The sequence below is a fragment of the Arthrobacter tumbae genome, from assembly GCF_016907495.1.
Classification (GTDB): domain Bacteria; phylum Actinomycetota; class Actinomycetes; order Actinomycetales; family Micrococcaceae; genus Arthrobacter_D; species Arthrobacter_D tumbae.
In genome coordinates this window covers 2,911,431-2,935,097 of sequence record NZ_JAFBCC010000001.1, presented here as the reverse complement: position 1 = coordinate 2,935,097, position 23,667 = coordinate 2,911,431, and the positions used below count along the sequence as shown (strand labels likewise).

At 65.6% G+C, this 23,667-nt stretch carries 10 protein-coding genes; all 10 read right to left on the bottom strand.

What is annotated here, in order from left to right:
* Positions 1-43: 43 nt before the first annotated feature.
* Positions 44-751: a flagellar basal body rod protein FlgC gene (locus tag JOD47_RS13880; RefSeq protein ID WP_056548635.1), complete on the bottom strand. Its 708-nt coding sequence runs from the start codon at positions 749-751 to the stop codon at positions 44-46.
* 16 nt (positions 752-767) lie between these two features.
* Positions 768-2,420 (bottom strand): serine/threonine-protein kinase, encoded by a 1,653-nt coding sequence (locus JOD47_RS13875; RefSeq protein ID WP_204535086.1) that lies wholly within the window; start codon positions 2,418-2,420, stop codon positions 768-770.
* Positions 2,417-4,156 (bottom strand): hypothetical protein, encoded by a 1,740-nt coding sequence (locus JOD47_RS13870; RefSeq protein ID WP_204535084.1) that lies wholly within the window; start codon positions 4,154-4,156, stop codon positions 2,417-2,419. Before JOD47_RS13870 ends, JOD47_RS13875 begins: the two co-directional genes overlap by 4 nt.
* A complete protein-coding gene (locus JOD47_RS13865) occupies positions 4,153-5,034 on the bottom strand; it encodes a PP2C family protein-serine/threonine phosphatase (protein ID WP_204535082.1) in 882 nt (293 codons plus the stop codon). Before JOD47_RS13865 ends, JOD47_RS13870 begins: the two co-directional genes overlap by 4 nt.
* Positions 5,031-6,113 carry an RDD family protein gene (locus JOD47_RS13860; RefSeq protein WP_204535080.1) on the bottom strand — a complete coding sequence of 361 codons (1,083 nt, stop codon included), beginning with the start codon at positions 6,111-6,113 and terminating at the stop codon, positions 5,031-5,033. The genes JOD47_RS13865 and JOD47_RS13860 overlap by 4 nt, the downstream gene beginning before the upstream one ends.
* Before the next feature lie 182 nt (positions 6,114-6,295).
* A complete protein-coding gene (locus JOD47_RS13855; RefSeq protein ID WP_204535078.1) occupies positions 6,296-8,731 on the bottom strand; it encodes a transglutaminase TgpA family protein in 2,436 nt (811 codons plus the stop codon).
* Complete coding sequence (locus JOD47_RS13850; protein WP_204535076.1) at positions 8,728-10,116, bottom strand: DUF58 domain-containing protein; 1,389 nt, start codon at positions 10,114-10,116, stop codon at positions 8,728-8,730. The genes JOD47_RS13855 and JOD47_RS13850 overlap by 4 nt, the downstream gene beginning before the upstream one ends.
* A gap of 6 nt (positions 10,117-10,122) precedes the next feature.
* Complete coding sequence (locus JOD47_RS13845; protein ID WP_204535074.1) at positions 10,123-11,094, bottom strand: AAA family ATPase; 972 nt, start codon at positions 11,092-11,094, stop codon at positions 10,123-10,125.
* A 73-nt stretch (positions 11,095-11,167) separates the two neighbouring features.
* Positions 11,168-17,284, bottom strand: coding sequence for an Ig-like domain-containing protein (locus tag JOD47_RS13840; protein WP_204535072.1), 6,117 nt, complete (start codon positions 17,282-17,284; stop codon positions 11,168-11,170).
* A 134-nt stretch (positions 17,285-17,418) separates the two neighbouring features.
* On the bottom strand, positions 17,419-23,547 hold the full coding sequence (locus tag JOD47_RS13835) for an Ig-like domain-containing protein (protein ID WP_204535070.1): 6,129 nt from the start codon (positions 23,545-23,547) through the stop codon (positions 17,419-17,421).
* Between the last annotated feature and the right edge of the window lie 120 nt (positions 23,548-23,667).

Sequence of the window (23,667 nt, the reverse complement as noted above, 5' to 3'; positions counted from 1 at the left end):
CGGGTGGTTGAGGTGGACGTCAGGACGGAACAGCGCGGACAGCTCAGTCCTCATCCGCCTTGCCCTTCATGGTTTCGAGCAGGTCGAGGTCCTCGGGCGTGACCAGGTGCGAGGTCACCGCATGTTCCACCAGCCGGGCACGCCGGTTGGTGGCGAGCTTCCCACCCCCGCCGCGCAGGCCCACGACACCCACCCGGTCCAGCTTGTCGCACACGTTGTCCAGCTTGCGGTTGAACTTGGTCAGCGCCCAACCCAGGCGTTGCGCAGCCGCCGCGGAGGAAGGAATGGAACTGAATCCGGTGCCTTCACGGCGCAGCATGGGTTCAGCAAGCGCGACGATCAGCGCCCGCTGTGAATCGGTGAAGCGCACGGGTCCGATCGTCGTCGTTCCGGAGCCGTCGTCGACCTGGCGCTCCTGGCGGAAGGCCGGGGTCTTGAGGTGCACGTCGAACTCGTAGGTGGTGGGGCCTGCTGTGAACACCACGCGGGTCTGCCCGAAAACCAGCGGAATCCTGGCACCCGGCGCAACCCAGGCCTGCATCCCGCCCGTGGTATCCGCGACGGTGGCCGAGAGCATGGTGCCGACGTTATTGAGCCACCAGATCCCGTTCTGGTGGGCAATCTGGAGGAACTTGCGGTGAAGGTACGGGTTGTCGTCCACCTCAAGATCGCCTTCGCGACCGATGTTGAACGGCTCTCCGTCCTTCGGCTCATGCCACTCGCCGCAATAATCTATTGCCAGTTCCCCCACGGGTATTCCCTTCAACTCATTCAGGCCAGCAGGCGCGTTCGGGCTCGGAAGCAGTTCCGTTTGCCCGCACTATCTGTATATCAGCGCAGGTGGGTCCGTCCGGATTGGCCACGACGGGCGCTTCGGTCTGCACGGTTCGGTCCCAGTCGCCCTCGTCGGTGACGGTCACCGTCCGAAAGCGGTACACGTCACCTTCCTGCGGATCGGGATTGGTCCAGGTGAAGACGACATCGTTGCCGGACTCCCCTGCGGTGATCTCCGTGGGCGCCGGAACGACTCCCTCAACACCGGCCAGCGCGTCGGGCGCTGGCTGGGTGGGCGGTGCCACGGTCGGTTGGTCTTCCGGTTGCCCGTTCACGACGGCGAACCCTCCGATTACGACGCCGGCAAGCACCACCAGCCCGAGCAGGATGCCCACCAGTGGGCTGCGCCTGCGGCGGTCAGGTACGACGTCGGCTGGACCGGCTTCCAGCCCGGTAGCCGCTGGCCTGCTGAGCGTCGTGTCCAGCCGGACGGAATCGCCGTGCGGCTCCCCGCCACGGAGGACGGTGCGGTCCCGCCACGCGTGGTCCTCGGTTGCGTCGCTGTCGGCAGCATCCTGCTCGTCCGCCCTGGAAGGCATGGACGACGACGGCGCGGAGTAGGTGGGCACGGAACCGTGCGGAGGGCGGGCAGGAGCGGTGGGTGCCGCCGTCGGGAAGGTGGGTGAATAGGTGGAAGACTCCGGGTCGATGGAGACGACCTTGCGCACGCGAGTGGCTTCGGCGCCGTCGTCGTTCTGGTACACCTGTTCGGTGTCATCGAGAACTTCGAACGGGGTGACCGAGATACCCAGCTCCGTCTGGATCCGCTGCAGCGAGAGCGCAAATGAGTGTGCAGAGCTGTAACGGGCAGCCGGATTCTTCGCCATCGCTGTTGCCAGGGCAAGCTCCAGCGACTGCGGCACGTCCTCCCTGCCGATCGAGGCAAGCGGCATTGACCCGATGCGGTCCATCAACTGGCTCTGGGCGTTGTCCAGACCCGGGAAAACGAAGGGCGATCGACCCGCGAGGAGGGTGTAGAGGGTGGCTCCGAGGGACCATACGTCCATCCGGACGCCGTCCACGACGCCGCCCGCAAATGCTTCCGGCGGCGACCAGGGGATGGACATGCCTAGGTCCTCATCGATTCCGCCGTCCGTGGTGCCGGAAATGCCGAAGTCCGTGAGCGCCGGCCGGTTGTATTCGGTGACGAGGATGTTTGCCGGTTTGATGTCGCGGTGCACGATGCCGGCGCGGTGGGCAGACTCGACCGCAGAAGCGACCTGGATGCCGATCGTCAATGTTTCGGCTAGCGACAGCCGTGCCTTCCGATACCGAACGTCCAGGCTCGGGCGCGAGCAGTACTCCATTGCAAGGTAGGAGTGGCCGTCATCGGTGATGTTCGCTTCGTAGATCGTGACGATGTACGGATGTGTGGAGAGCTGGGCCATGAGGTTGGCCTCGGACTCGAACGCCTTGCGGGCGCCCTCGGTCAGCAGCCCGGACACCAGGACCTTGACGGCCACGCGGCGGCGCGGACGGTCCTGCTCGTACAGGTAGACGTCGGAGAAACCGCCCGATCCGAGCAGGCTGACGTAGCGGTAGCCCGGGATATGCGGTGGTGGTGCGGCGGCGCGCCGTGAATTCATCGCAGGCCCTCGAAGCGCAGGAAGATGTCGTCACCGAGCTGGGCCACATCGCCGTCAAGGAGGAACGCGGTCTCTGACTCGCCCAGGCGGCGCGGCGGCTGGCCTGAGCGGATCAGCACCGTGCCGTTGGTGGCCTTGAGGTCGCAGAGCAGGACATGCCAGCCGTCAAGCCGCACCTCTACATGTGAGCGCGAGATATCTCCGCCGGCACTGGTGACCTGCACCAGTTTGGGCATGCCGCGGCCCTGAACCCGTGAGACGGAAGGCTGCCGGCCGATGATCAGCGACTGGTCAAGCTCCACCACTTCACCCGATGAGATCCGCATGGTACCGAGGCTGGGTCGCCGGACCTCCCGCGGTTCGCCGTCCAGTGATTGGGAACAGACTCCGCAGTCCGATGCTTCGGGCGGGTTCGCGTGGCCCTGCCCGCACAGCCGCGCCAGCACCAGCGGTCCGGTCCCGGGGCGCGGCTCAGCTGCCGGCTGGACGGGCTGCTGGGGCGTGCTCTGCAGGTCGCTGCGCATGATCGTCTGGCCGTCGTGGTCTGCTGACTCGGGGAAATCGCGAGTCTCACCCGGTGCTGAGGTGTTGGGGCTGGGTGGGGCGGATGCCAGCGGCGCGTCTGCTGGGCCTGCTTCCTGCTCACCGGTCCCGGCACTCTTCCGTGCCCAGGGTACGGAGTCGATCAGCTGGCCGGGGGCAGTCAGCGGTATCGGCGCCGCTTCGGTTGGCGGAGTCGATGTCTCAGGCTCCGACTGCTGTGACCGCCCCGGCTCAGGCTCCGACTGCGCAGCCCGCCCCGGCTCCGGTTGTTCCGGGGTCTGAGCAGCCCGCTCCTGAACAGCCCGCTCCTGGGCGTCGACCCCGTCCGACGGGTCATCCTCTTCGGGCGGACGCACCGCGGCGTCCTCCACACGCCTCATGACGGTCTGGTCCCACAGGTGGTCATAGCCGGTGGTCTGGAGCTCGGGGTCCGGCTCGGCCTGCTGGTTCTGGTCCTCACCGACGCTGTCAGCACCGTCCCCCGCACGCTGACCGTCCTCATCGACACTGTCGGTGGAGGTCAGGTACAGGCTCGGGCTGATGGTGGCGAGTTCCTCGGCCTCAGCAGCCCCGGTCACGGCGCGTTCGGGATCAGCCACTTCGAGACCGTCGCGTTCGGGATCAGCCACTTCGAGATCGGCGCGTTCGGGATCAGCCACTTCGAGACCGTCGCGTTCCGTAATTCCCGGTGATTCGGCGGACCCGAACGATCCCACGCTCACAACCGACGCGCGGACAATCCCCGCCTCGAGCGGCAGGGTCACAGCGTTTTTACCTGCGCCAGCGAAGCCTGCATCCGCAGAACCGACAGCGCCAACTGCACCGCCGCTCAGCGTGAATCCGCTTCCACCGCCGTCGACGATCCGCTCCATCCATGTGGTGACCTGCTGCCCGGACAGCTCAACCGGCGCACCGCTGTCGCCGGTGTCCACGCTCAGGTGGACGTCGCCTCGAAGCAATACGTGCAGCCGGTCCGTGTAGGACACCACGCCGAACGGAGGCATGGATTCAATCCCCAGACCAAATCCGCCGGCAACGATCGGCAGCACGGCCTGCAGGTTGGGGTTTGTCCCCAGCTGGTTCCAGAGCCGGTCGGTCAGGTCGGACGCGGTCGTGGCAGGCACGAGCACGACGACGCCGGAACGCACCACACTCAGCCAGCCCTCCCCCGGAAGGTAACGAACTCCGCTCACGGACGCTCGGCCTCGGCTGAGGGAACCTCGGCGGCGGGAGCCTCGGCAGCGGAAACCTCCGCGGCAGCTGCAGCAGTGTCCGCCCCGATCGTCCGTGGCGCGGTGACGTGGAGGTCGGCATCGCCGTCGACCCCACGGGCATCGACCACCACAACGGTCACGTTGTCGCGGGCACCGTTGCGCAGGGTTTCCTGCACCAACGCGTCAGCAGTCTGCTGTGGATCAGCCGTGGAACTGAGGAGTGTGTAGATGCGGTCATCGGAGACCTCTGTGCTCAGTCCGTCCGAACAGATGAGGATCCTGTCGTCCACTTCCACGGGCATGAGCCAGTAGTCGGCCTCGGAATCGTCACCGGTCCCCAACGCCCGGGTGATGACATGCCGTCGGGGGTGGCCAACAGCCTGCTCCTGGGTGATGTGGCCGCGGTCCACCAGCTCCTGCACCTCGGAATGGTCTACGGAGATCTGCCCGAACCGGCCCTGACTCAACCGATAGGTCCGTGAATCGCCCACATTGAAGAAGAGCCAGTAGGGCATCCCCGACTCTTCGACGAGGACGACGCCGGACAGCGTCGTGCCTGCCCGGCCTCCCGTCTCCGAACGGATGTGCTCATCCGCAGTGTGCAGCAGTTCCTCGAGATCCGCCGCTGAGAAGTGCGGAGCATGCTCGCCGATGATGCTGCTTTCCGCCAGGGTCCGCACGCAGATTCCTGAAGCGACCTCCCCGGCCTCGTGCCCGCCCATGCCGTCCGCCACCGCGAAGATCGGCTCCGACGCGATCAGGGAGTCTTCATTCAATTGGCGCTTGAGGCCGCGGTCGGTCGCGTACCCGACGGTGAGTTCGATGTTCGAGTCCTTCATCTGTTCGGAATTGTTCATGCCTGTTCCACCCTGAAGCTGCGGTCGCCGAAGTGCACGGTGGAACCGGGCGGTACCCAATAGGGCTGCCCTCCCGGCAGCGGCGTGCGCTCACCGTCCGCACCCGCTACAGCACTGCCGTTGGTTGAATTCCGGTCGGTCACCCAGAGCCTGCCCGCCTCGACGCGCAGCTGAAGGTGGGTCTTGGACACGGAGCGCCCCTCGTCCTGCACAGGAATCAGCTGTGCAGGCTGGTTGTCCTTCGCTGCCGGATTGCGGCCGATCAGCGCCAGTGACTGCAGCACCAGGTCGCGCCCGTCGTCGAGCAGGATCCGCACCGGTGCGCTCCCCGACGGATCGGCATACGTCTTCACCGGCGCAGAATTCCGGGACATGACCGTCTCTCCGGATTCCTCATCGGGGTGCAAAGTACCGAAGTCGGGAAGCGGGGCAGTCCTGCCCGTCGGAACCCTCTCTGACTGGTTGACTACCGGTTCCACAGTGCGCGCCACCAGTTCAGGCCGGGAAACAACCGGCGACTGGATGGGCTTCACCGCAGGCGGCGGTGGCTGCGGAGCGAACGACGACGGCCCGTGAATTCCTCCGGTAGGCAGCGGATTGCGCCCGCGCCGGACATCGAAAACGAACGTCCGCGCTGCTTTGTCATACCAGCCCTGACGCTTCCCGTGGGAGTCGAACAGGTTGGAGATCATGACGATCACGAAGCCGACCACCGGAATGATCCCCGAGAGCCCGATGATGAGGTTGCGCAGAAAGACAGCCAGCCACCCGGGCGCGAAGCCCTCTTCATTGGTGGTCCGCAGGCCGAACATCAGGTTGCCTGGGGTCTTGCCGGTTTTCGCTTCCCAGCCCCAGAGGAAGATCCAGTAGCCGAGCGCCAGCAGACTACCGGCGCCCGTCACAACGAAGAACATGCTCAAATCGACGACGGCGGAGCTCGCCGACACCTGCTCGTAGCCGATCAGGGGCATACCAACGACGGCGGCCAGTCCGGTGATCAGCGCAGGCGGAATGCCGTCAACCAGTTTTGCTCCGAGCCGCTTGCCTGCCGAACCGTTCTCAAGGTTGAGCTGAGCCATGGTGCCCTGCGTTCCTCCCTCACCGTTCATCCGGGCATCAGAATGCGTCAATGCACTGCCCGGTGGGTCCACTGTACGGACATGCGGGGCACGATTGGGAATGGAAGCGCCGCAGCGCACGCAATACGCGGTGCCGGCGGCCACGCGTGATGAACAGCGCGGGCACTGGGCCCCCTCCGCATTCACGAGTCCCGCCTTCGCACCGAACCGCGGCGTGTTCCCCGGGCAGCACTGCGCGGACCCATCCTCGAGCGCGCCTCCCGGATAAGGGACCGCGGCGAGAAGCGGGCACGCTGCCGCCGGAACCAGCCGACTGAGCCCCGCATGTCCTGCAGTGATGACTCGACGGCGCTCCAGTACTCCTCGACCTCGCGTTCGGTCGGTTCACCGTACGCGAAGATGTTGGCGTCGGCTCGCTCCGCAAGGACAGTGGTGGATCCTGAACTGGCAGGAAAGGCCTGTCCGAGCTCGTGCGCGCTCTCGCGCCGGGTTGCCCTGGTGTTGGTCTCCGCTCCGAGGTCCGTCGCAAGGCTCAACACCTCGCTCCAGCCTCCGCCGACCCGCTGGGAAGGCGCGCCGACGTTTGCACGCCGCTTCCGCCGTCGTACCTTCAGCAGAACGATGAGCAGCAGCGGCAGCAGCAGCACACCCAACGGAATCAGGGCGAGCGCTATGGCGCGGATCAGCTGACCCCAGTCGTCCCAGAAGTCCTTGGTACGGTCTTCGGCGTCCTGGGGCTCGGGAGCAGAGTCCGGCGGCAGTTCAGCCGGCTCCTGCGGCGGCGGCGGAGGCTGCAGGACCTGCGGCTTCGGCGAGGACTTGGGCTGCTGCTGCGGCGGCACCGGTTCGTTGTCCTCAGGAGGCGTGGGGTCGAACGGCACCCAGCCGGCATTGTCGAACGCGATCTCCACCCAGGCGTGCACGTCTTCACCCGTGAGCGCGATCGGCGCTGACGGGTCCTCGACCTCGTCCCAGTCCGGGTAGAGGCCCATCACTACGCGGGCGGGGATGTTGAGTTTGCGCGCCATCAGGGCCATGGAAACGGCGTACTGCTCGTCGTCGCCGACCATCTGCTCGGCGTCCAGGAGGCCCAACATGCGTGCGGCGCCGTGGCCCGGCAGTGAGGGAGCTTCGCCGTCCTTGCCGTTGCTGAAGAACCCCTGCGAACTCAGGACCTGCTCAAGGCGGCGCACCCGCTCGATCGGGTCCGACACCTCGCCCACGTACTCACTGGCCCGGGAGGCGATGATGGGCGGCTCGTTCTGGACGCGCGGGAGGCTGAGGTCCGCGAAGTCATACTGCGTGAGCACCTCATCAGCCGGAATCTCCGGGAAGACCACGTTGATGCTGTAGGTGTCGCCCGACTGCACCCCGATGGTGGACAGTGCGGTCAACGCGTCATTGTTGTAGTACAGCGACCGGTTCAGGTCCTGCGACCGTGGCCCGTTCAGATCCACGCCGAGCAGTTCGCCGCCCGAAGGCAGCCATACCCCGTTGTACGCCTCGATGCTGATGTCGAGCGTGGCGACAGTGCCCTCATCCTCCGCGATGTCCGCGTTGCCGAGCTGCTGCGCATCCCCTACCCGGGCGAAGTTGCCGGCAGCCTGCGGATTCACGTTGTACACCACGCCGTCGTAGGCATCCATCGCGGCGAGCCGGATCCGCTGGCCCTCCGGCAGCCCGTCGACGGTCAGGAGGGTTTCCTCAGCCTGGTCCTTCACGTACTTGCGGAAACTGGTCAGCGGGCTCGGGTAATCGAACAGGTCAACGGGAGGCTCAACGACGTCGCGCAGGACGTCGCGGTCCGTGTTCCCTGCCAGTACCGGGCTCACCACCAGGGTGAGGATGGTGCCGACGGAGAGGACCGCTGCGCCCAGTCCCAGCCGGCGTGCCCTGTTGGACAGGAAGATCCCTCCGGCTCTTGCTCCCGATCCTCCGACGGCGGTGGAATCCGGCTGCTGCGCGGGTGCATTCGCCGTCAGCGCCCCTGTCTGGTCAGTGCGTGCAATATCCCGGCGGTAGGCCAGCCAGGCGGTCGCTGCAACGATCAGCAGGATCCCCCGGAGTTCGGGCAGCGCTGCCCGGTTGGTGCCAAAGGCAATGCTGACCATAAAGAGTCCGAGGACCGGCAGAAGCACCCAGTACGGCGTGCGCACGCGCCAGGCGAGCAGCCCGGCGACTGCCGCGAGCAGGAGGGCTGAGAGGAAGGGCACCACGAGCATGCCGCGGCTGATTCCCACGGGGTCCGCGACCGTCAGGAGATCCTTCCAGGAGAAGACGACGCCGACGATCAGGACCCGCAAGGATTCGAGCGTGGGCAGGAACCCGAGGAAGGATTCGACCGGCGCGGCCAGCGCGTGTCCCAGCACGAGGTAGGCGCCCAGCAGAACCCCGGCGATCGGCCAGAAGCCCCAGCGTTGGCGGACGCTCAGCCAGGCCGTGAGAAGACCGATCGCGAGCCCGCCGAATCCCGCGGCGAGGTAGCGCAGGTCCCCGCCGAAGGTGGGGCCGAATCCGAGGACGCCCAGACCGAGCAGGAGGACCAAAGCTCCGATATCGATGCCGGTCTGCAACTGTCCCGGCAACGCGCGGGTAGCGCGTCCTGCGCGGCGGCTCATGCTGCTGCCTTTCGGAGGATGAGGGCGAGGTCGGACAGCGTGCCGAGCGTGAGCACGGTGAGATCCCCGATGGTCGCCCTTCCCGGATCCTGATCACTCACGCAGCGGATGGCGATGCACCGGATGCCGGGCGGAACCGAGGCTGCTGCCGAGCGGAGCTGGGACGGGGTGACGTGCGGGCCCACCACAAAGAACACGACGGAGGCATTCGGCACCGAATCCGCCGTCGTCCTCGCCAGATCCACTGCGGTGAGGCGCCTGTTGCGGCCCTCGATCCGAGTCATGTCATCGAGCAGGTTGCGGCCGGTTTCGGAGCGCACTGGGCCGTCCTGGGTGAGCACGCTCAGGTTCCGCTGCTCGCGGATGGCCTGGAGTCCGATGGAGCCGGCGACAGATACTCCGAGCTCGAACTCGGCGTCGGACGCGTATTCGGAGGTGTTGGTTGAGAGGGCGACTGCGAGGTGGGAGCGGCGGGTCTCCTCGAACTGGCGGACCATGAGCTGGCCGGTCCGTGCCGTCGTCTTCCAGTGGATGTGGCGGCGGTCATCGCCGGGTACGTAATCGCGCAGCGCGTGGAAGGAGACGTCCGCGCTGGAGAGGTCCTTGGTGGGCAGCCCCTCCAGATCCTTGATGAAACCGGCGGCCGAGCCGACCAGCGCCACCGTCCGCGGGTGCACGTACAGGTCGGTGGGTTCGGTCCAGAAGACCTGGCGGCGCAGCAGGCTCAGCGGATCAGCGCGAACGGAGCGGACCGGCCCAACAACGATGACGGCGCGCCGCTGCGTGGGAATGGTGAATAGGTCCTCATGCAGCTGGTTCGGCTTGAGCCGCGGCAGGTCAAAGATCGCCGTCGCCGCACCTACCGGCAGTTCAAGCGAGGCCGGAAGCAGCGCCTTGGCTGAGGTATTGGAAACGGCGACGCTTCCGACGGCGCGGTCCCCCACTGCCACGCGCGTGCGCGTCAGGTCCAGGTCGACGGCGTAGGAGGAGCGTCCGAGGATGAAGCCGATGGCCAGGAGGAACAGGACCGTGCCCAGCAGGGCGCCGATGAGGGCTTCCCGCCAGTCGAACACAGAGCCGAGCACCCAGAGCGCGGCGACGGTTGCGGCAATGATCCACCCGAGCGGACTGACCACTCCCGCCACGGGCCCGCAGTACCTGCGAAGTACAGCAAGGACGCGCCCGGCCACAGGAGATCCTGCGGCCCGTGCCAGCTGCCAGGCTTCCCGCGTCAGCGACCGCGGATGGAGACGGGACGACGGCGGCGCCGTGCGTTTCTGCCGCTTGGTCCGTTCCGGGGACGGCTGGGACTCCCGACGGCGCGCGGGATCGGCCGCGCGCCGTCGTGAGGCGCTCTTTTCTGCGGTATCGGTGTTCGTTGCCATAAGGGGTCAGGCAGTGGCGCGCTGCTGGGGAGCCGATACATCGGCGAGCACCCGGCGCAGGACCGCCTCGGGGGTTGCGCCGGCAAACTCCGCTTCCGGGTCCATGACAAAGCGGTGGGTCCACACGTACGGGGCCAGTTCCTTGACGTCGTCGGGCAGGACGTAGTGCCTGCCCTGTCCGGCAGCCCAGACCTTCGCCGTGCGGACCATTGCCAGTGCTCCGCGCACGCTCACTCCCAGGCGGGACTCGGGTGCGGAGCGGGTCTCCTCCGTCAACCGGGAAATGTACTCGAGTACCGCGTTATCCACATGGGTTTCCGTAGCCAGATCCGCCATGTCCTTGATGGCCTGAGTGGTGATGATCGGGGTCAGCGCCGCCGATCGGTCACGGGTTGCCGAGCCGCTGAGCAGTTGGACGGTGGAGGCATGGTCCGGGTAACCGATCATGGTTTTGATCAGGAAGCGGTCAAGCTGCGCTTCCGGAAGCCGGTATGTTCCGGCCTGCTCAATCGGGTTCTGGGTTGCGATCACCATGAACGGGCGGTCGTTGGTGTAGCTCACCCCGTCCACGGTCACCCGCGACTCTTCCATGACTTCCAGCAGCGCCGACTGGGTCTTCGGCGAGGCGCGGTTGATCTCGTCCGCGAGCACGATGTTGGCGAAGATGGGGCCCTTGTGGAACTCGAACTCCTGGGTCTTCTGGTCATAGATGGTGATGCCCGTGACGTCCGAGGGCAGGAGGTCCGGCGTGAACTGGATGCGGGAGTGCGTTCCCTGCACCGTGGCCGCGAGCGACCGGGCAAGCATGGTCTTTCCGGTTCCGGGAGCATCCTCAAGCAGCACGTGGCCCTCGGCGAGCATCGCGGTCAGGACAAGCCGAACCACGTGGGATTTGCCGAGGACGGCCTGACCCACGTTGCCGACCAGCTTGTCGAACGTCCCGGCGAACCACGCGGCCTGTTCAGCGGTCATTGTCATGATGATCTGTTCCTTTTTCTCTTGCGGAATCCGTGCTTGCCCACGGGAAAGAATACGTGCAGGCCGCCGGGGGTCAGCACTGCGGCAGCTTGCTCTGTGCCGGCCCACCAACGGTCACATGGCCGGCGTCGATGTAGCGGCCGACGTTGCGCGGCCCTCCAACGATCCGGTACCACTGGCCGGTCCGGCCGTAGCCATCCGTGTGGGAGATCCAGCAACCGACAGTGAACTGGTGCATTGCATAGAACCACGGTGGGTTGTTCCCGCCCACGCCTTCACAAGTGAATTCCTCGGGATCGTAGGTAGCCCTGTTCGCCGGGTCCGTGCAGCTTCGTTCCATGTGTCCCAGGAGCCGTGTGTCGAGCCGGCTCGGTTGTTCCTTGCCGGCACGGGCTGTGGCGCTTGCAATCGCCCCCGCCTGTTCCCTGGAGTTCAGCGATCGCACCCGAATCTCGTGTTGCTGTTCGAAGTTCCCGCTGACCCGCCTCGAACCGGAATTGGCAACGTTCTGCCAACCACCGCCGTCGATACTGATCTGAATCTGCTTGACATCGTGGGCGCCGGCGTTGGGGGGTCCCCAGTTGAAGGTGACGCTGTTCTCGTTTTGTGCACCGTTCTGTCCGCCCGCCGAGGGCTTCCCCGGGCTGCCGTGCGGGCTCACCTGATTGGAGGCGGCGGGTGAACTGGAGTAGCTGGCGCCGTCGCTGTTGACGATGGCTGTCACCGTGGCAGTCACGGCAGATCCGTTGGCGAACCCACCGATCTCCTGACCCGGCCTGACCGTCATCTGACGGTTGTTGAACGTCGCCTGGTAGCTCACTTCGGACGCCCGTGCGCCGTTGCGCTGCTGTGCGTTGAGCTCACTGAAGTTGATCTGGACGTGACGGCCTTCCGCGTTGGTTCGGGTTTCCTTCAGGCTCACGTTGCTTGGCGCCGCAGGAGAACCAACAGCACGACGGGGCGTGGACTGGGCGCCATATTCGGTCCAGCCGGCCTTGTTGTAGGCACGGACGGAGTAGCTGTAGTCAGCTTCGGCGTTGGGCACCACGAGTGTCTGCTCGGACGCCTGGATCTCCGGCAGGGTGCGCACCAGCGCTCCCCCGCGGAACTCCTGCACATGGTATTTGGTTACCGGTGCGCCGTTCGGGATCACGTCAGCCCAATCGACCACCAGCTGGCTCTCACCGCCCAGATCCTGGGCGCGCGTCGTCGTCGGCGCCGCAGGGACCCCCGGCAGGCCGGCGGGAGTCTCCGCTGCGGAGTAATCACTCCACTCCGAGGGCTCGGGAGCGGCGTTGCGGGCCTGCACCCGAACCTTGTAGGCGGTGCCGTTCTCCAGGCCTTCCCAGGTCAGCGGGCTGCCGGTGGCGCTGCGCTGGACCGCCCCGTTGGGCGGCGCAGGCGAAATCTGCAGGTCATAGCCCTCGATGGGCGAGCCCTCGTTGGCCGGCGGGGTCCAGCTCACCGTCAGGGAACCGTCGCCGAACACCAGCGTCGGCGGCGCGGGCTGAGCCGGTTGTGTGTCAGGACGCGCGACCGCCGATTCCGGCGACGGGTCGGACGTACCGATGTCGTTGGTTGCGGTCACGGTGAAGACGTACTCGACGTTGTTGGTCAAACCGGTCAGCGTGCACGTGGTCGCCGGGCACTCCTGGGTGAACCCGTTGTTACTGGTGACCGTGTAACCGGTGATCGGTGAACCGTTGTCAGCCGGCGGATCCCAGGACAGGACCACCGACTTGTTCCGGGTGCTCTCGACCACAGGCGTCGACGGCGCCCCCGGCTTACCCTTCACCGTCAACACGATCTGCCCCGTCGCCAGGCGCGACTGGTCAGCCGTCTTGTCCTCCACCGTGTACTGCACCGTCATCGTCCCAACAAAGGACTCACCCGGCGTCACCAGAACCTGGTCGCCCTGCTGCGACACGCTCCCGTTGCCGTCCGCCACCACATCGACGATCCGCAGCGGCTCGTCCTGGAACGGGTTCACATCGTTGGCCAGCACATCCACTGGGACGGGCTCACCCTGAACGGCGTCAGGCACCTCATCGTCATTGGCCACCGGCAACGGCCGGTTCGACGCCAATACCGCCAGCGCGACTGAACTCGATGCCGTCTCCTCACCGTCCGATACCGAAACTCCCACAACGCCGGTGAGCCCTGCCTCAGAATTCTCACCGGGCGCGACGCTCAGAACCGAGCCGTTGAGGGCCACTTCGAAACCGGCGGGTTGATCACCGGTCAGGGAGAACTCCAGGGTGTCTTCGGGGTTCGGATCGGTGGCAAGGCCGGCCAGATCCAGGGAGACCGCCGGCTCAGCAACTGCAACTTCCAGCGAGCCCGAGTCCAGGCTGGGCGGGATGTTGGGGCTTTCGGCAGCGGGGATCACGTTGGTGAGGACGGTGAGGGTTGAGCTCAAGCCCTCCGGGTCGTCCGGGCCGGTGCCGTCGGTGACCTCAAAGGTGATGGAGCCCTTGCCGGCGTAACCGGCGTCCGCGGCGTAGCGGAGGTTGTTCGGATCAACCACCCAGTCGTTGGAGTTGCTGGTCCCGATCGCCGAAACCTTCTCTGTAACGGTCAGGCGCGGCGTGCGGCCCTCACGGACCTCCACCAGCTCCCGCAGATCGAGGGCGAGTTCCTCCCCCGCCTGCACATCGATCGGGGCGTCGCTGATCAGCGTCGGATACTGCTCACTCAAGCCAGGCACCCAGATCACCGCGGTGGCAACACCGCCGTCAATGTCTTCCACCGTGTACGGGATGATCTGAGCCTGCTCGGTGAGCTCAACGCGGACTGCGTTCTCCGCTCCCACTGAGGCGGTGAGGGCTGCCGGATCGACCCGAACAACGAGGTCCTCGGCCACACCGTCAGGGTCCTCGTCGTTTTTCAGGACCGGCACGTCCACAGCCGTCTGGCCGCGGGTCTCTTCCGACTCCACCCGATCATCACGGGCGATCGGCAACAACAGCGGAGCGTTCTGATCGACGGTGACACTGATGTTGCCTGCGGCAATGCCACCCCGGCTGTCCTGGATGCCGTAGCGGACGCTGAAATCACCTTCTGTTTGGGGCGCACTGAACAGCACGCGGCCCTCGACCACCTCCGGAGCCATCTCCTCCGGCGTGCCCGCCAGAGCCTCCGGATCAAGGGCGATCGGGTCACCGTCCGGGTCCGAGTCATTCCGCAGCGCATCGACGGCGATCGCGCGGCCGGGCCGCAGAATCACGCCATCGTTCACGGCAATGGGTTTCTGGTTCGCTTCCGCTGCAGGAGCTATGCCCACCTGGATGGTGCCGGTGTTCTCCAGGCCGAGCCGGTCACGGACCGTGTAAGTGAAAGTATCCGTACCCGCACCGGCGGCCGACGCGGTGAAGTCGATGTAGTTGGGGCCGGGAACCGCCGCGCCCATCGTCGGAGCGACGTCGATTCCTGCCAGGAAAGCGGAGTCACCGTCGGCGTCAATGCCGTCTAACGGAACCGGGATGCGCACTGTCGATCCGGCGATCACGCGGGCATCGAGGTTCTTCGGCACGGGTGGGGTATTCGGTGCATCCAACGGTCGGATATTGATCCGTACCTCTGCGGAATCGGTCTGCCCGGTGCTGTCCAGCACCTCGTAGATGGCGTAGACAGTCTTCGCCGTGGGTCCGGCGACGAAACGCAGTGAGTTCTCCGAGGCGAAGATCCGGCCGTCCGCGAGGTCGATCCCCTGGGCAAGGACAGGACTCAGCGTGAGTTCGTCGCCGTTGGGGTGGGTGTCATTGTCGAGCACCGGTATGTTGACGACGTCCCCTGCACGCACTGTGACCTCGTCGGAGTTGGCCTGCGGCGGCAACAGCGTCTCAGGGCCCTCCACGGGCAGCACGCTCACCTCACCGGTTGCCGAGGCCGTGCCGTTCGACATCGTGTACGTGATAGTGGTCTGCTCGCTGAGGTTCCGTACGTCATGGATGCGCAACACATTATGATTCAGAATCGCTACGTCCACCGGCGAGTCTGCCGGCACTTCGACGGACTGCACCACTAGGACGCCGCCGCCCGGGTCGCTGTCATTGCCAAGTACGTCGACCAGAACGTCCCCGTTGCGGGGCAACAGGGCAACATCACGGACGGCGACCGGAGCGCCCTCCGCACCGTCGGCTTTCGCATCGACGCGAATGAGACCGCTGGCGCTCTGCGGGCCGTTGGTCACCAGGTATTCGACGTAATAGGTTCCCGCCGAATTCGGAGTGAAGGCGATGGTGCCGGTGTCATAGTCCGGCGTCACCACTGCATCCCCACCGGTCAGCTCCGCCTTCGCGAGGCTCAGTTGGCCGCCTGCCGGATCGAGGTCGTTCTGCAGCGGGCTCAGTTGGGATTCCTGCCCGACGACGGCGGTGAAGTGGTCAAAATTGACCACCGGCGGCAGTGTCCCCGACGCACGCACATCGAAACTGATAACACCGGACACCTCTTCACGGCCGTCCGAGACGACGATGTTGACTTCCTTCACCCCCTGGCCCTTGCCGACATCGCGGAACGTCAACAATCCGTCCGAGCGCGTGCGCACCTGATCCCCATCCGGCGTCGGCTCCGCACTCACCAGGAACAGGTCATCGCCGTCGGGATCAGTCCAGCTGGAGAGAATGTTCTGGCTGACCGACTTCCCCTCCTCCACAAGGATCTTCGTGGGACGCAGAGGATTTGGCGGCTCATTCGTGTCAGCCCCGCGAACCTCGACGTCGACCTGCGCGGCATCGGTGCCGCCACGTCCGTCCTCGACCTCGTAAGCGAATGTAGAAATACCCACCGGAGCATCTGCCGGCACCACAACCTGCAGGCCGGCGCCGTTATAGATGGGCTGCACACTGCCGGCGGCCGGCTGGTCCCCGCTCAATCGCGCCGTGAGCAGGTCACCATCCGGGTCGGTGTCATTGGCGACGACGTTGAGGATGCTGGTCTTGCCTTCACGTGCACCGTAGGAGTCGTCTTCGGCAACCGGAGGACGGTTCTCACCCGTGCGGTCCGGGAGTGTGTTGACCGGGTTCTCACTCGCCGATTCCTGGTCCTCGTCGTCCGACTCATCCTTCGGCGGGATGATGTCACCCCAGTTGTCCACCAGCTGCATGTTCTGCAGAACCAGCCACACGTCGCCCGCGTTCACGTCGTTGAGGACCACAACGCTGCGGTTCACCCGGAACACCAGTTCCGATTCCGCACCAAGTTCCGGGATGTCCTGCCGCTGGTCACTGGCGTCATCCGCGCAGTCACGGACATAAACGGAAACCCCGGCCCAAGCCGCGTGGACACAGCCGTCCAACTGCACCGGCGAGGCAGGAACCCCTGTCGCATCCAGCGGGGTGATGACCGGATCGCCGCCGGCCAGCGGCTGCTTGATCAGCGACGTCGGCGTCGCCACCACCGCAAAGCTGCCCGCCGGTCCGCTGTGCTGCAGGCGCCCGCCCACAGCATCGGGAAGGGTCACAGGTTCGCCGTCAGGCAGGATCAGCTGACCGGATTCGCCATCGAAAACCACCGGCTGGTCTCCCACGGCGGCGATCTGCGCGTCACCGAAGGTTCCCAGCGCTTCCGCCTCAACAACCACCGGCTCCTCATAGGTGCCATCCGCCGCAACTACGTAGGTTGAGACTGTTGCAGGGCCCGGATCCGCGACCACCACACGGTTGTTCGAGGACACCGCCGCGACCGCACCGGAAGAACCGGTCACCACCGGTTCGGTCTCCTGATCGCTGAAGGCGGCGAGGTTCTGCACCGTTGTAATCCAGACCGCACCACCGGCACGGTCCGTCACCGCCGCCGTCGTACCGCCCATCGCCACAGCCGCTGAACCGGGCAGCTGCACCTCAGTCCCACGCACAACGTTGGCCACATCGACGGGGCTGACCTTCGACTGGTCGGAGTTGATATTGAAGACCGTGGCCTGGTCCTGAATGATGTCGAAGCTGTCGCTATTCGCTGCATAGCCGCCGTCCAGCAACCACGACTGGTAATTCAGGTGACCCACCATGCCGGTGTTCCGGTTGGTCACCCATACACCGCCGTCGTTCAGATCGACCTCGGCAGTGGCAAAACCGGGATAAAGGAGCGCACCGCCCACCACGGCGATGCTCACTGCGGAAGCGGTCGATACCGACAATGCCCGCTTGTGCCTGGTGCTGAAACGACGCAGGCGATCGAGACCACGATTCATGAGCTGAAATCCCCCCGAAGAATGTACGCCTTGCCCCTCAGGCGTCAAGGACGAGTCTATAGGCTGGCCTGCCATCCTCCCATCGGCACCGGTACCCATGGGAGGAACGATCGAAGCCTTTGGTACGCGGGAAATCAGCAGCCGCCGTCCCTGCGCGGCATTCCGGCGGGAGGGTTGGCGCCGTGCCCCTGCGCGTGAATCCCCTTCATGATGAGTCCCTGGTTCTTTCCACCGGAGTTCTGGAAGTACCAGACGTTGCCGCCATAGATTACATAGCACCTTGACTTGAAGGACTCGCCGGCATTGATCCAGTGACCGCCGGTGCAGTCTCCCGGCCCGCCGTAGTTCGTAGGTCCACTGGGAGGATCCATGCAGCTGCGAGAGCTCAACTCCGGTCCGCCGGCCGTGATGGTCCACTCTGTCGGCTTGGGAGGTGGCGGCGGTGGAGCCTCACCGCTTCTGGCTGTTGCTTCAGCAACCGGCCCGAATTCGCCCCGTGAATTCATTGACCGCACCCGGATGATGACACGCTCGTTATAGCCGTCGGTTTTGATGGTGCGGCTATTGGAATTACGGACGTTCTCCCACCCGCCGCCGTTGATCCTGATCTGGATTTGCTTCACATCGTGGGCACCCAGGTTCGGTGGATCCCAGCTCACGGTAACTTCTTTCTGTTCCTTGGCCCCGTCCCGGGCGCCCGCTCTCGCCGCACCGGGGCTGCCGAACGGATTAACCCGGTTGGAGCCTGCAGGTTGGCTACTGTAGTTGGCGCCGTCGCTGTTGACGATGGCGGTGACCGTCGCGGTCACTGCCGTGCCGTTCGGGAACCCGCCGACTTCCTGTCCCGGTCTGATGCCCATCTGGCGGCCGTCGCTGAAGTTCGCCTGGTAGCTCACCTCGGAGGCTCGGGCACCGTTGCGCTGATCAGCGCTGAGTTCGCTGAAGTTGATCACAACGTGACGGCCTTCCGCGTTGGTTCGGGTTTCCTTCAGGCTCACGTTGCTTGGCGCCGCAGGAGAACCAACAGCACGACGCGGCGTGGACTGGGCGCCATATTCGGTCCAGCCGGCCTTGTTGTAGGCGCGGACCGCGTAGCTGTAGTCCGCCTCAGCGTTAGGCACGACGATGGTCTGCTCGGACGCCTGCACCTCGGGCAACGTGCGCACCAGGGCGCCCCCGCGGAATTCCTGCACCTGGTACTTCGTCACGGCGTCGCCGTTCGGCGCCACGTCTGCCCAGTCGACCACCAGCTGACTTTCCGTGCCCACTGAGTCGGCGCGCGTCGTCGTCGGCGCCGCCGGTGTTCCCGGCAGGCCGGCCGGAATCTCGGCAGCGGAGTAATCACTCCACTCCGACGGATCCGGAGCGGCATTGCGTGCCTGCACCCGAACCTTGTAGGCGGTGCCGTTCTCCAGGCCTTCCCAGGTCAGCGGGCTGCCGGTTGCGCTGCGCTGGACCGCCCCGTTGGGTGGTGCGGGAGAGATCTGGAGGTCATAGCCTTCGATCGGGGAACCCTCGTTGGCTGGAGGTGTCCAGCTCACCGTCAGCGATCCGTCACCGAACACCAGCGCCGGAGGAGCAGGCTGAGCCGGTTGTGTGTCAGGACGCGCGACCGCCGATTCCGGCGACGGGTCGGACGTACCGATGTCGTTGGTTGCGGTGACGGTGAACACGTACTCGACGTTATTGGTGAGCCCGGTCAGCGTACACGTGGTCGCCGGGCACTCCTGGGTGAACCCGTTGTTACTGGTGACCGTGTAACCGGTGATCGGTGAACCGTTGTCAGCCGGCGGATCCCAGGACAGGACCACCGATTTATTTCGCGTGCTTTCGACCACCGGTGTAGAGGGAACGCCCGGCTTGCCCTTGACCGTGAGGAGAATCTGGGCCGTTGCGACGCGGGACAGTTCCCCGGTCTTGTCCTCAATCGTGTACTGCACGGTCATGTTTCCCACAAAGGACTCACCCGGCGTCACGAGGACTGAGTCTCCCTGCTGGGAAACGCTGCCGTTGCCGTCCGCGATGACGTCGACGATCCGCAGCGGCTCTTCCGGGAACGGGTTCACGTCGTTGGTGAGCACGTCCACCGTCACCGGCTCGCCCTGAACGGCGTCAGGCACTTCGTCGTCGTTAGCGACCGGAACCGGCCGGCTGGACGCCAACACCGTCAGGGCCACCAAACTGTTCGCCGTGTCTTCCCCGTCCGTCACGGAGATTCCGATGGTTCCGGTGGTGCCGACCTCGGCGCCGTCCTGGGCTGAGACGGTCAGCACCGAACCGGCGAAGGAGATATCGAAGCCGGCAGGTTGCTCACCGGTGAGCGAGAACTCGAGGGTGTCCTCAGGATTCTGGTCAGCGGCAAGACCGGCCAGATCGAGCGTGACTGCCGGCTCGGCGATGGCAACTTCGAGGGACCCGGAATCCAGGGTCGGCGGGAAGTTGGGGCTTTCCTCAGCGGCGATCACGTTGGTGAGGACGGTGAGGGTTGAGCTCAAACCCTCCGGGTCATCGGGTCCGGTGCCGTCGGTGACCTCGAAGGTGATGGAGCCCTTGCCGGCGTAATCCGCGTCCGCGGCGTAGCGGAGGTTGTTCGGATCAACCACCCAGTCGTTGGAGTTGCTGGTCCCGATCGCCGAAACCTTCTCAGTGACGGTCAGGCGCGGAGTGCGGCCCTCACGGACCTCCACCAGCTCCCGCAGGTCCAGGGCGAGTTCCTCCCCCGCCTGCACATCAATGGGAGCGTCGCTGATCAGCGTCGGATACTGCTCACTCAGCCCGGGTACCCAGATGACGGCGGTCGCGACACCACCGTCGATGTCCTCGACGGTGTAGGGAATGGACTGCGGCTCCGGTGTCAGCTCGACGCGGACCACGTTCTCCGCACCGACGGCAGCCGTTGTATTGGCGGGGTCTACGCTGACTTCGAGGTCCTCTGCGACGCCGTCAGGGTCCTCGTCGTTTTTCAGGACCGGCACGTCCACGGCGGTCTGCCCGCGGGTTTCGGTCACCTCGACCCTGTCATCGCGCGCGATGGGCAGGAGCAGCGGAGCGTTCTGGTCGACCGTCACGTTGATGTTGCCGTTGGCGGAGGCGCCGCGGTCGTCAGCCACTGAGTAGCGGACGCTGAAGTCTCCCTCGGCCTGGGGTGCGCTGAACAGCACGCGGCCCTCGACCACCTCCGGAGCCATCTCCTCCGGGGTGGCAGTGACCCCCTTGGGATCAAGCGCGATGGGGTCGCCGTCGGGGTCTGAATCGTTGCGCAGCGCGTCGACGGCGATGGCGCGGCCGGGCCGCAGGATCACGCCATCGTTCACGGCAATGGGTTTCTGGTTCGCTTCCGCTGCAGGAGCTATGCCCACCTGAATGGTGCCGGTGTTCTCCAGGCCAAGCCGATCACGGACGGTGTAGGTGAAGGTGTCGGTCCCCGCTCCGGTGGCCGAAGCCGTGAAATCGATGTAGTTCGGTCCCGGGATCGCTGCGCCCATCGTCGGAGCGGCGTCGATGCCGGTGAGGAAGGACGAGTCGCCATCCGCGTCGATACCGTCCAGCGGGACCGGGATCCGGACCGTCGATCCGGCGATGACGCGCGCGTCGAGGTTCTTCGGTACCGGAGGCGTGTTGCGCTCATCGAGCGGCCGGATGTTGATCCGTACCTCCGCCGAGTCCGTCTGCCCGGTGCTGTCCAGCACCTCGTAGATGGCGTACACCGTTTTGGCTGTGGTGCCGGCGACGAAACGCAGCGAGTTCTCCGACGCGAAGATCCGCCCGTCCGCGAGGTCGATCCCCTGAGCGAGGACGGGATTCAAGGTCAGCTCATCGCCGTTGGGGTGAGTGTCGTTGTCGAGCACCGGTATGTTGACGACGTCACCGGCGCGTACTGTGACCTCGTCGGAGTTGGCCTGCGGCGGCAAGGGCGTCTCCGGGCCCTCCACCGAGAGCACGCTTACTTCCCCGGTTGCCGAGGCCGTGCCGTTTGAAATCGTGTAGGTGATGGTGGTCTGCTCGCTCAGGTTCCGCACATCGTGGATGCGCAACACGTTGTGGTCGAGTACCGCGACCTCCAGGGGTGACCCCGCGGGTACATCCACTGACTGCACCACAAGCACCCCACCCGAGGGGTCGCTGTCGTTGCCCAGAACGTCAACCAGCACATCGCCGTTGCGCGGCAGCAGAGCAACGTCGCGGACGGCGATCGGCGCGCCCTCCGCACCCTCGGCCTTTGCATCAACCCGGATCAGTCCGCTCGCGCTCTGCGGTCCGTTGGTCACCAGGTACTCGACGTAGTACGTGCCGGCGGCGCTCGGAGTGAAGGCGATCGTGCCGGTGTCGTAGTCGGGCGTCACCACGGCATCGCCCCCGGTCAGTTCCGCCTTCGCGAGGCTCAACTGGCCGCCTGCCGGATCGAGGTCGTTCTGCAGCGGGCTCAGTTGGGATTCCTGCCCGACGACGGCGGTGAAGTGGTCAAAATTGACCACCGGCGCCAGCGTCCCCGACGCACGCACATCGAAACTGATGACGCCGGAAACCTGCTCCCTGCCATCGGAGACGACGATGTTCACTTCCTTGACGCCCTGGCCCTTGCCGACGTCGCGGAAGGTCAGCAGTCCGTCCGAGCGCGTGCGCACCTGATCCCCATCCGGCGTCGGCTCCGCACTCACCAGGAACAGGTCATCGCCGTCGGGGTCCGTCCAGCTGGAGAGGATGTTCTGGCTGACGGATTTGCCCTCCTCCACGAGAATTTTCGTGGAGCGGAGCGCGTTGGGGGGCTCATTCGAATCTGCGCCGCGAACCTCAAGAGTGACCTGCGCGGAATCGCTGCCTCCGCGTCCGTCGGACACTTCGTAACTGAAGGTTGAGTTTCCCAGCGGGGCATCCGGCGGAACCACAACCTGCAGGCCGGCGCCGTTATAGATGGGCTGCACACTGCCGGCGGCGGGCGGTTCCCCCGTGAGGGAGCTGGTCAGGAGATCGCCGTCCGGATCGGTGTCGTTGACCACCACGTTGAGGATGGTGGTGCGGCCGGCGCGTGCGCCGTAGGAGTCGTCTTCGGCGACCGGAGGACGGTTCTCACCTGTGCGGTCCGGGAGTGTGTTGACCGGGTTCTCACTCGCCGATTCCTGGTCCTCTTCGTCGGACTCATCCTTCGGCGGGATGATGTCACCCCAGTTGTCCACAAGCTGCATGTTCTGCAGGACCAGCCAGACGTCGCCGGCGTTGACGTCGTTGAGGACCACAACGCTGCGATTGACCCGGAACACCAGTTCCGATTCCGCACCGAGTTCCGGGATGTCCTGCCGCTGGTCGCTGGCGTCATCCGCGCAGTCGCGGACGTAGACGGCAGCCCCGGCCCAGGCTGCATGGACGCAGCCGTCCAACTGCACCGGCGAGGCAGGAACACCGGTGGTCCCCATCGGGGTGATGATCGGATCGCCGCCGGCCAGCGGCTGCTTGATCAGCGACGTCGGCGTCGCCACCACCGCAAAGCTGCCCGCCGGTCCGCTGTGCTGCAGGCGCCCGCCCACAGCATCGGGAAGGGTCACAGGTTCGCCGTCAGGCAGGATCAGCTGACCGGATTCGCCATCAAAAACCACCGCCTGGTCTCCCACGGCGGCGATCTGCGCGTCACCGAACGTTCCCAGCGCCTCCGCCTCAACAACCACCGGCTCCTCATACGTACCATCCGCCGCAACTACGTAGGTAGACACCGTCGTCGCGTCCGGATCCGCGACCACCACACGATTATTCGACGACACCGCCGCGACCACACCGGAAGAACCGGTCACCACCGGTTCGGTCTCCTGGTCACTGAAAGCAGCGAGGTTCTGCACCGTTGTAATCCAGACCGCACCACCGGCACGGTCCGTCACCGCCGCCGTCGCACCGCCCATCGCCACCGCCGCCGACCCCGGAAGCTGCACCTCAGTCCCACGCACAACGTTGGCCACATCGACAGGGCTGACCTTCGACTGGTCGGAGTTGATATTGAAAACCGTGGCCTGGTCCTGAATGATGTCGAAACTGTCGCTATTCGCCGCGTAACCACCGTCCAACAACCGCGACTGGTAATTGAGGTGGCCCACCATGCCGGTATTCCGGTTGGTCACCCACACACCGCCGTCGTTCAAGTCAACTTCGGCAGTAGCAAAACCGGGATAAAGGAGCGCACCACTGATGACGCCCACGCTGACTGCAGAGGCAGTAGACACCGACAGTGCGCGTTTGTGCCTGGTGCTGAAACGACGCAGGCGGTTCAGTAGCTTCACAATGTTCCCCGGGTGAGACGCTGGACGGCCGCTTCCTCAGTGAACGGGAGGGCAGCCGGAATACTTGACCGATTAAAGTGTTGCATGGCTTCGCAAACCGGCCTGCTCAAGCGGATGGGT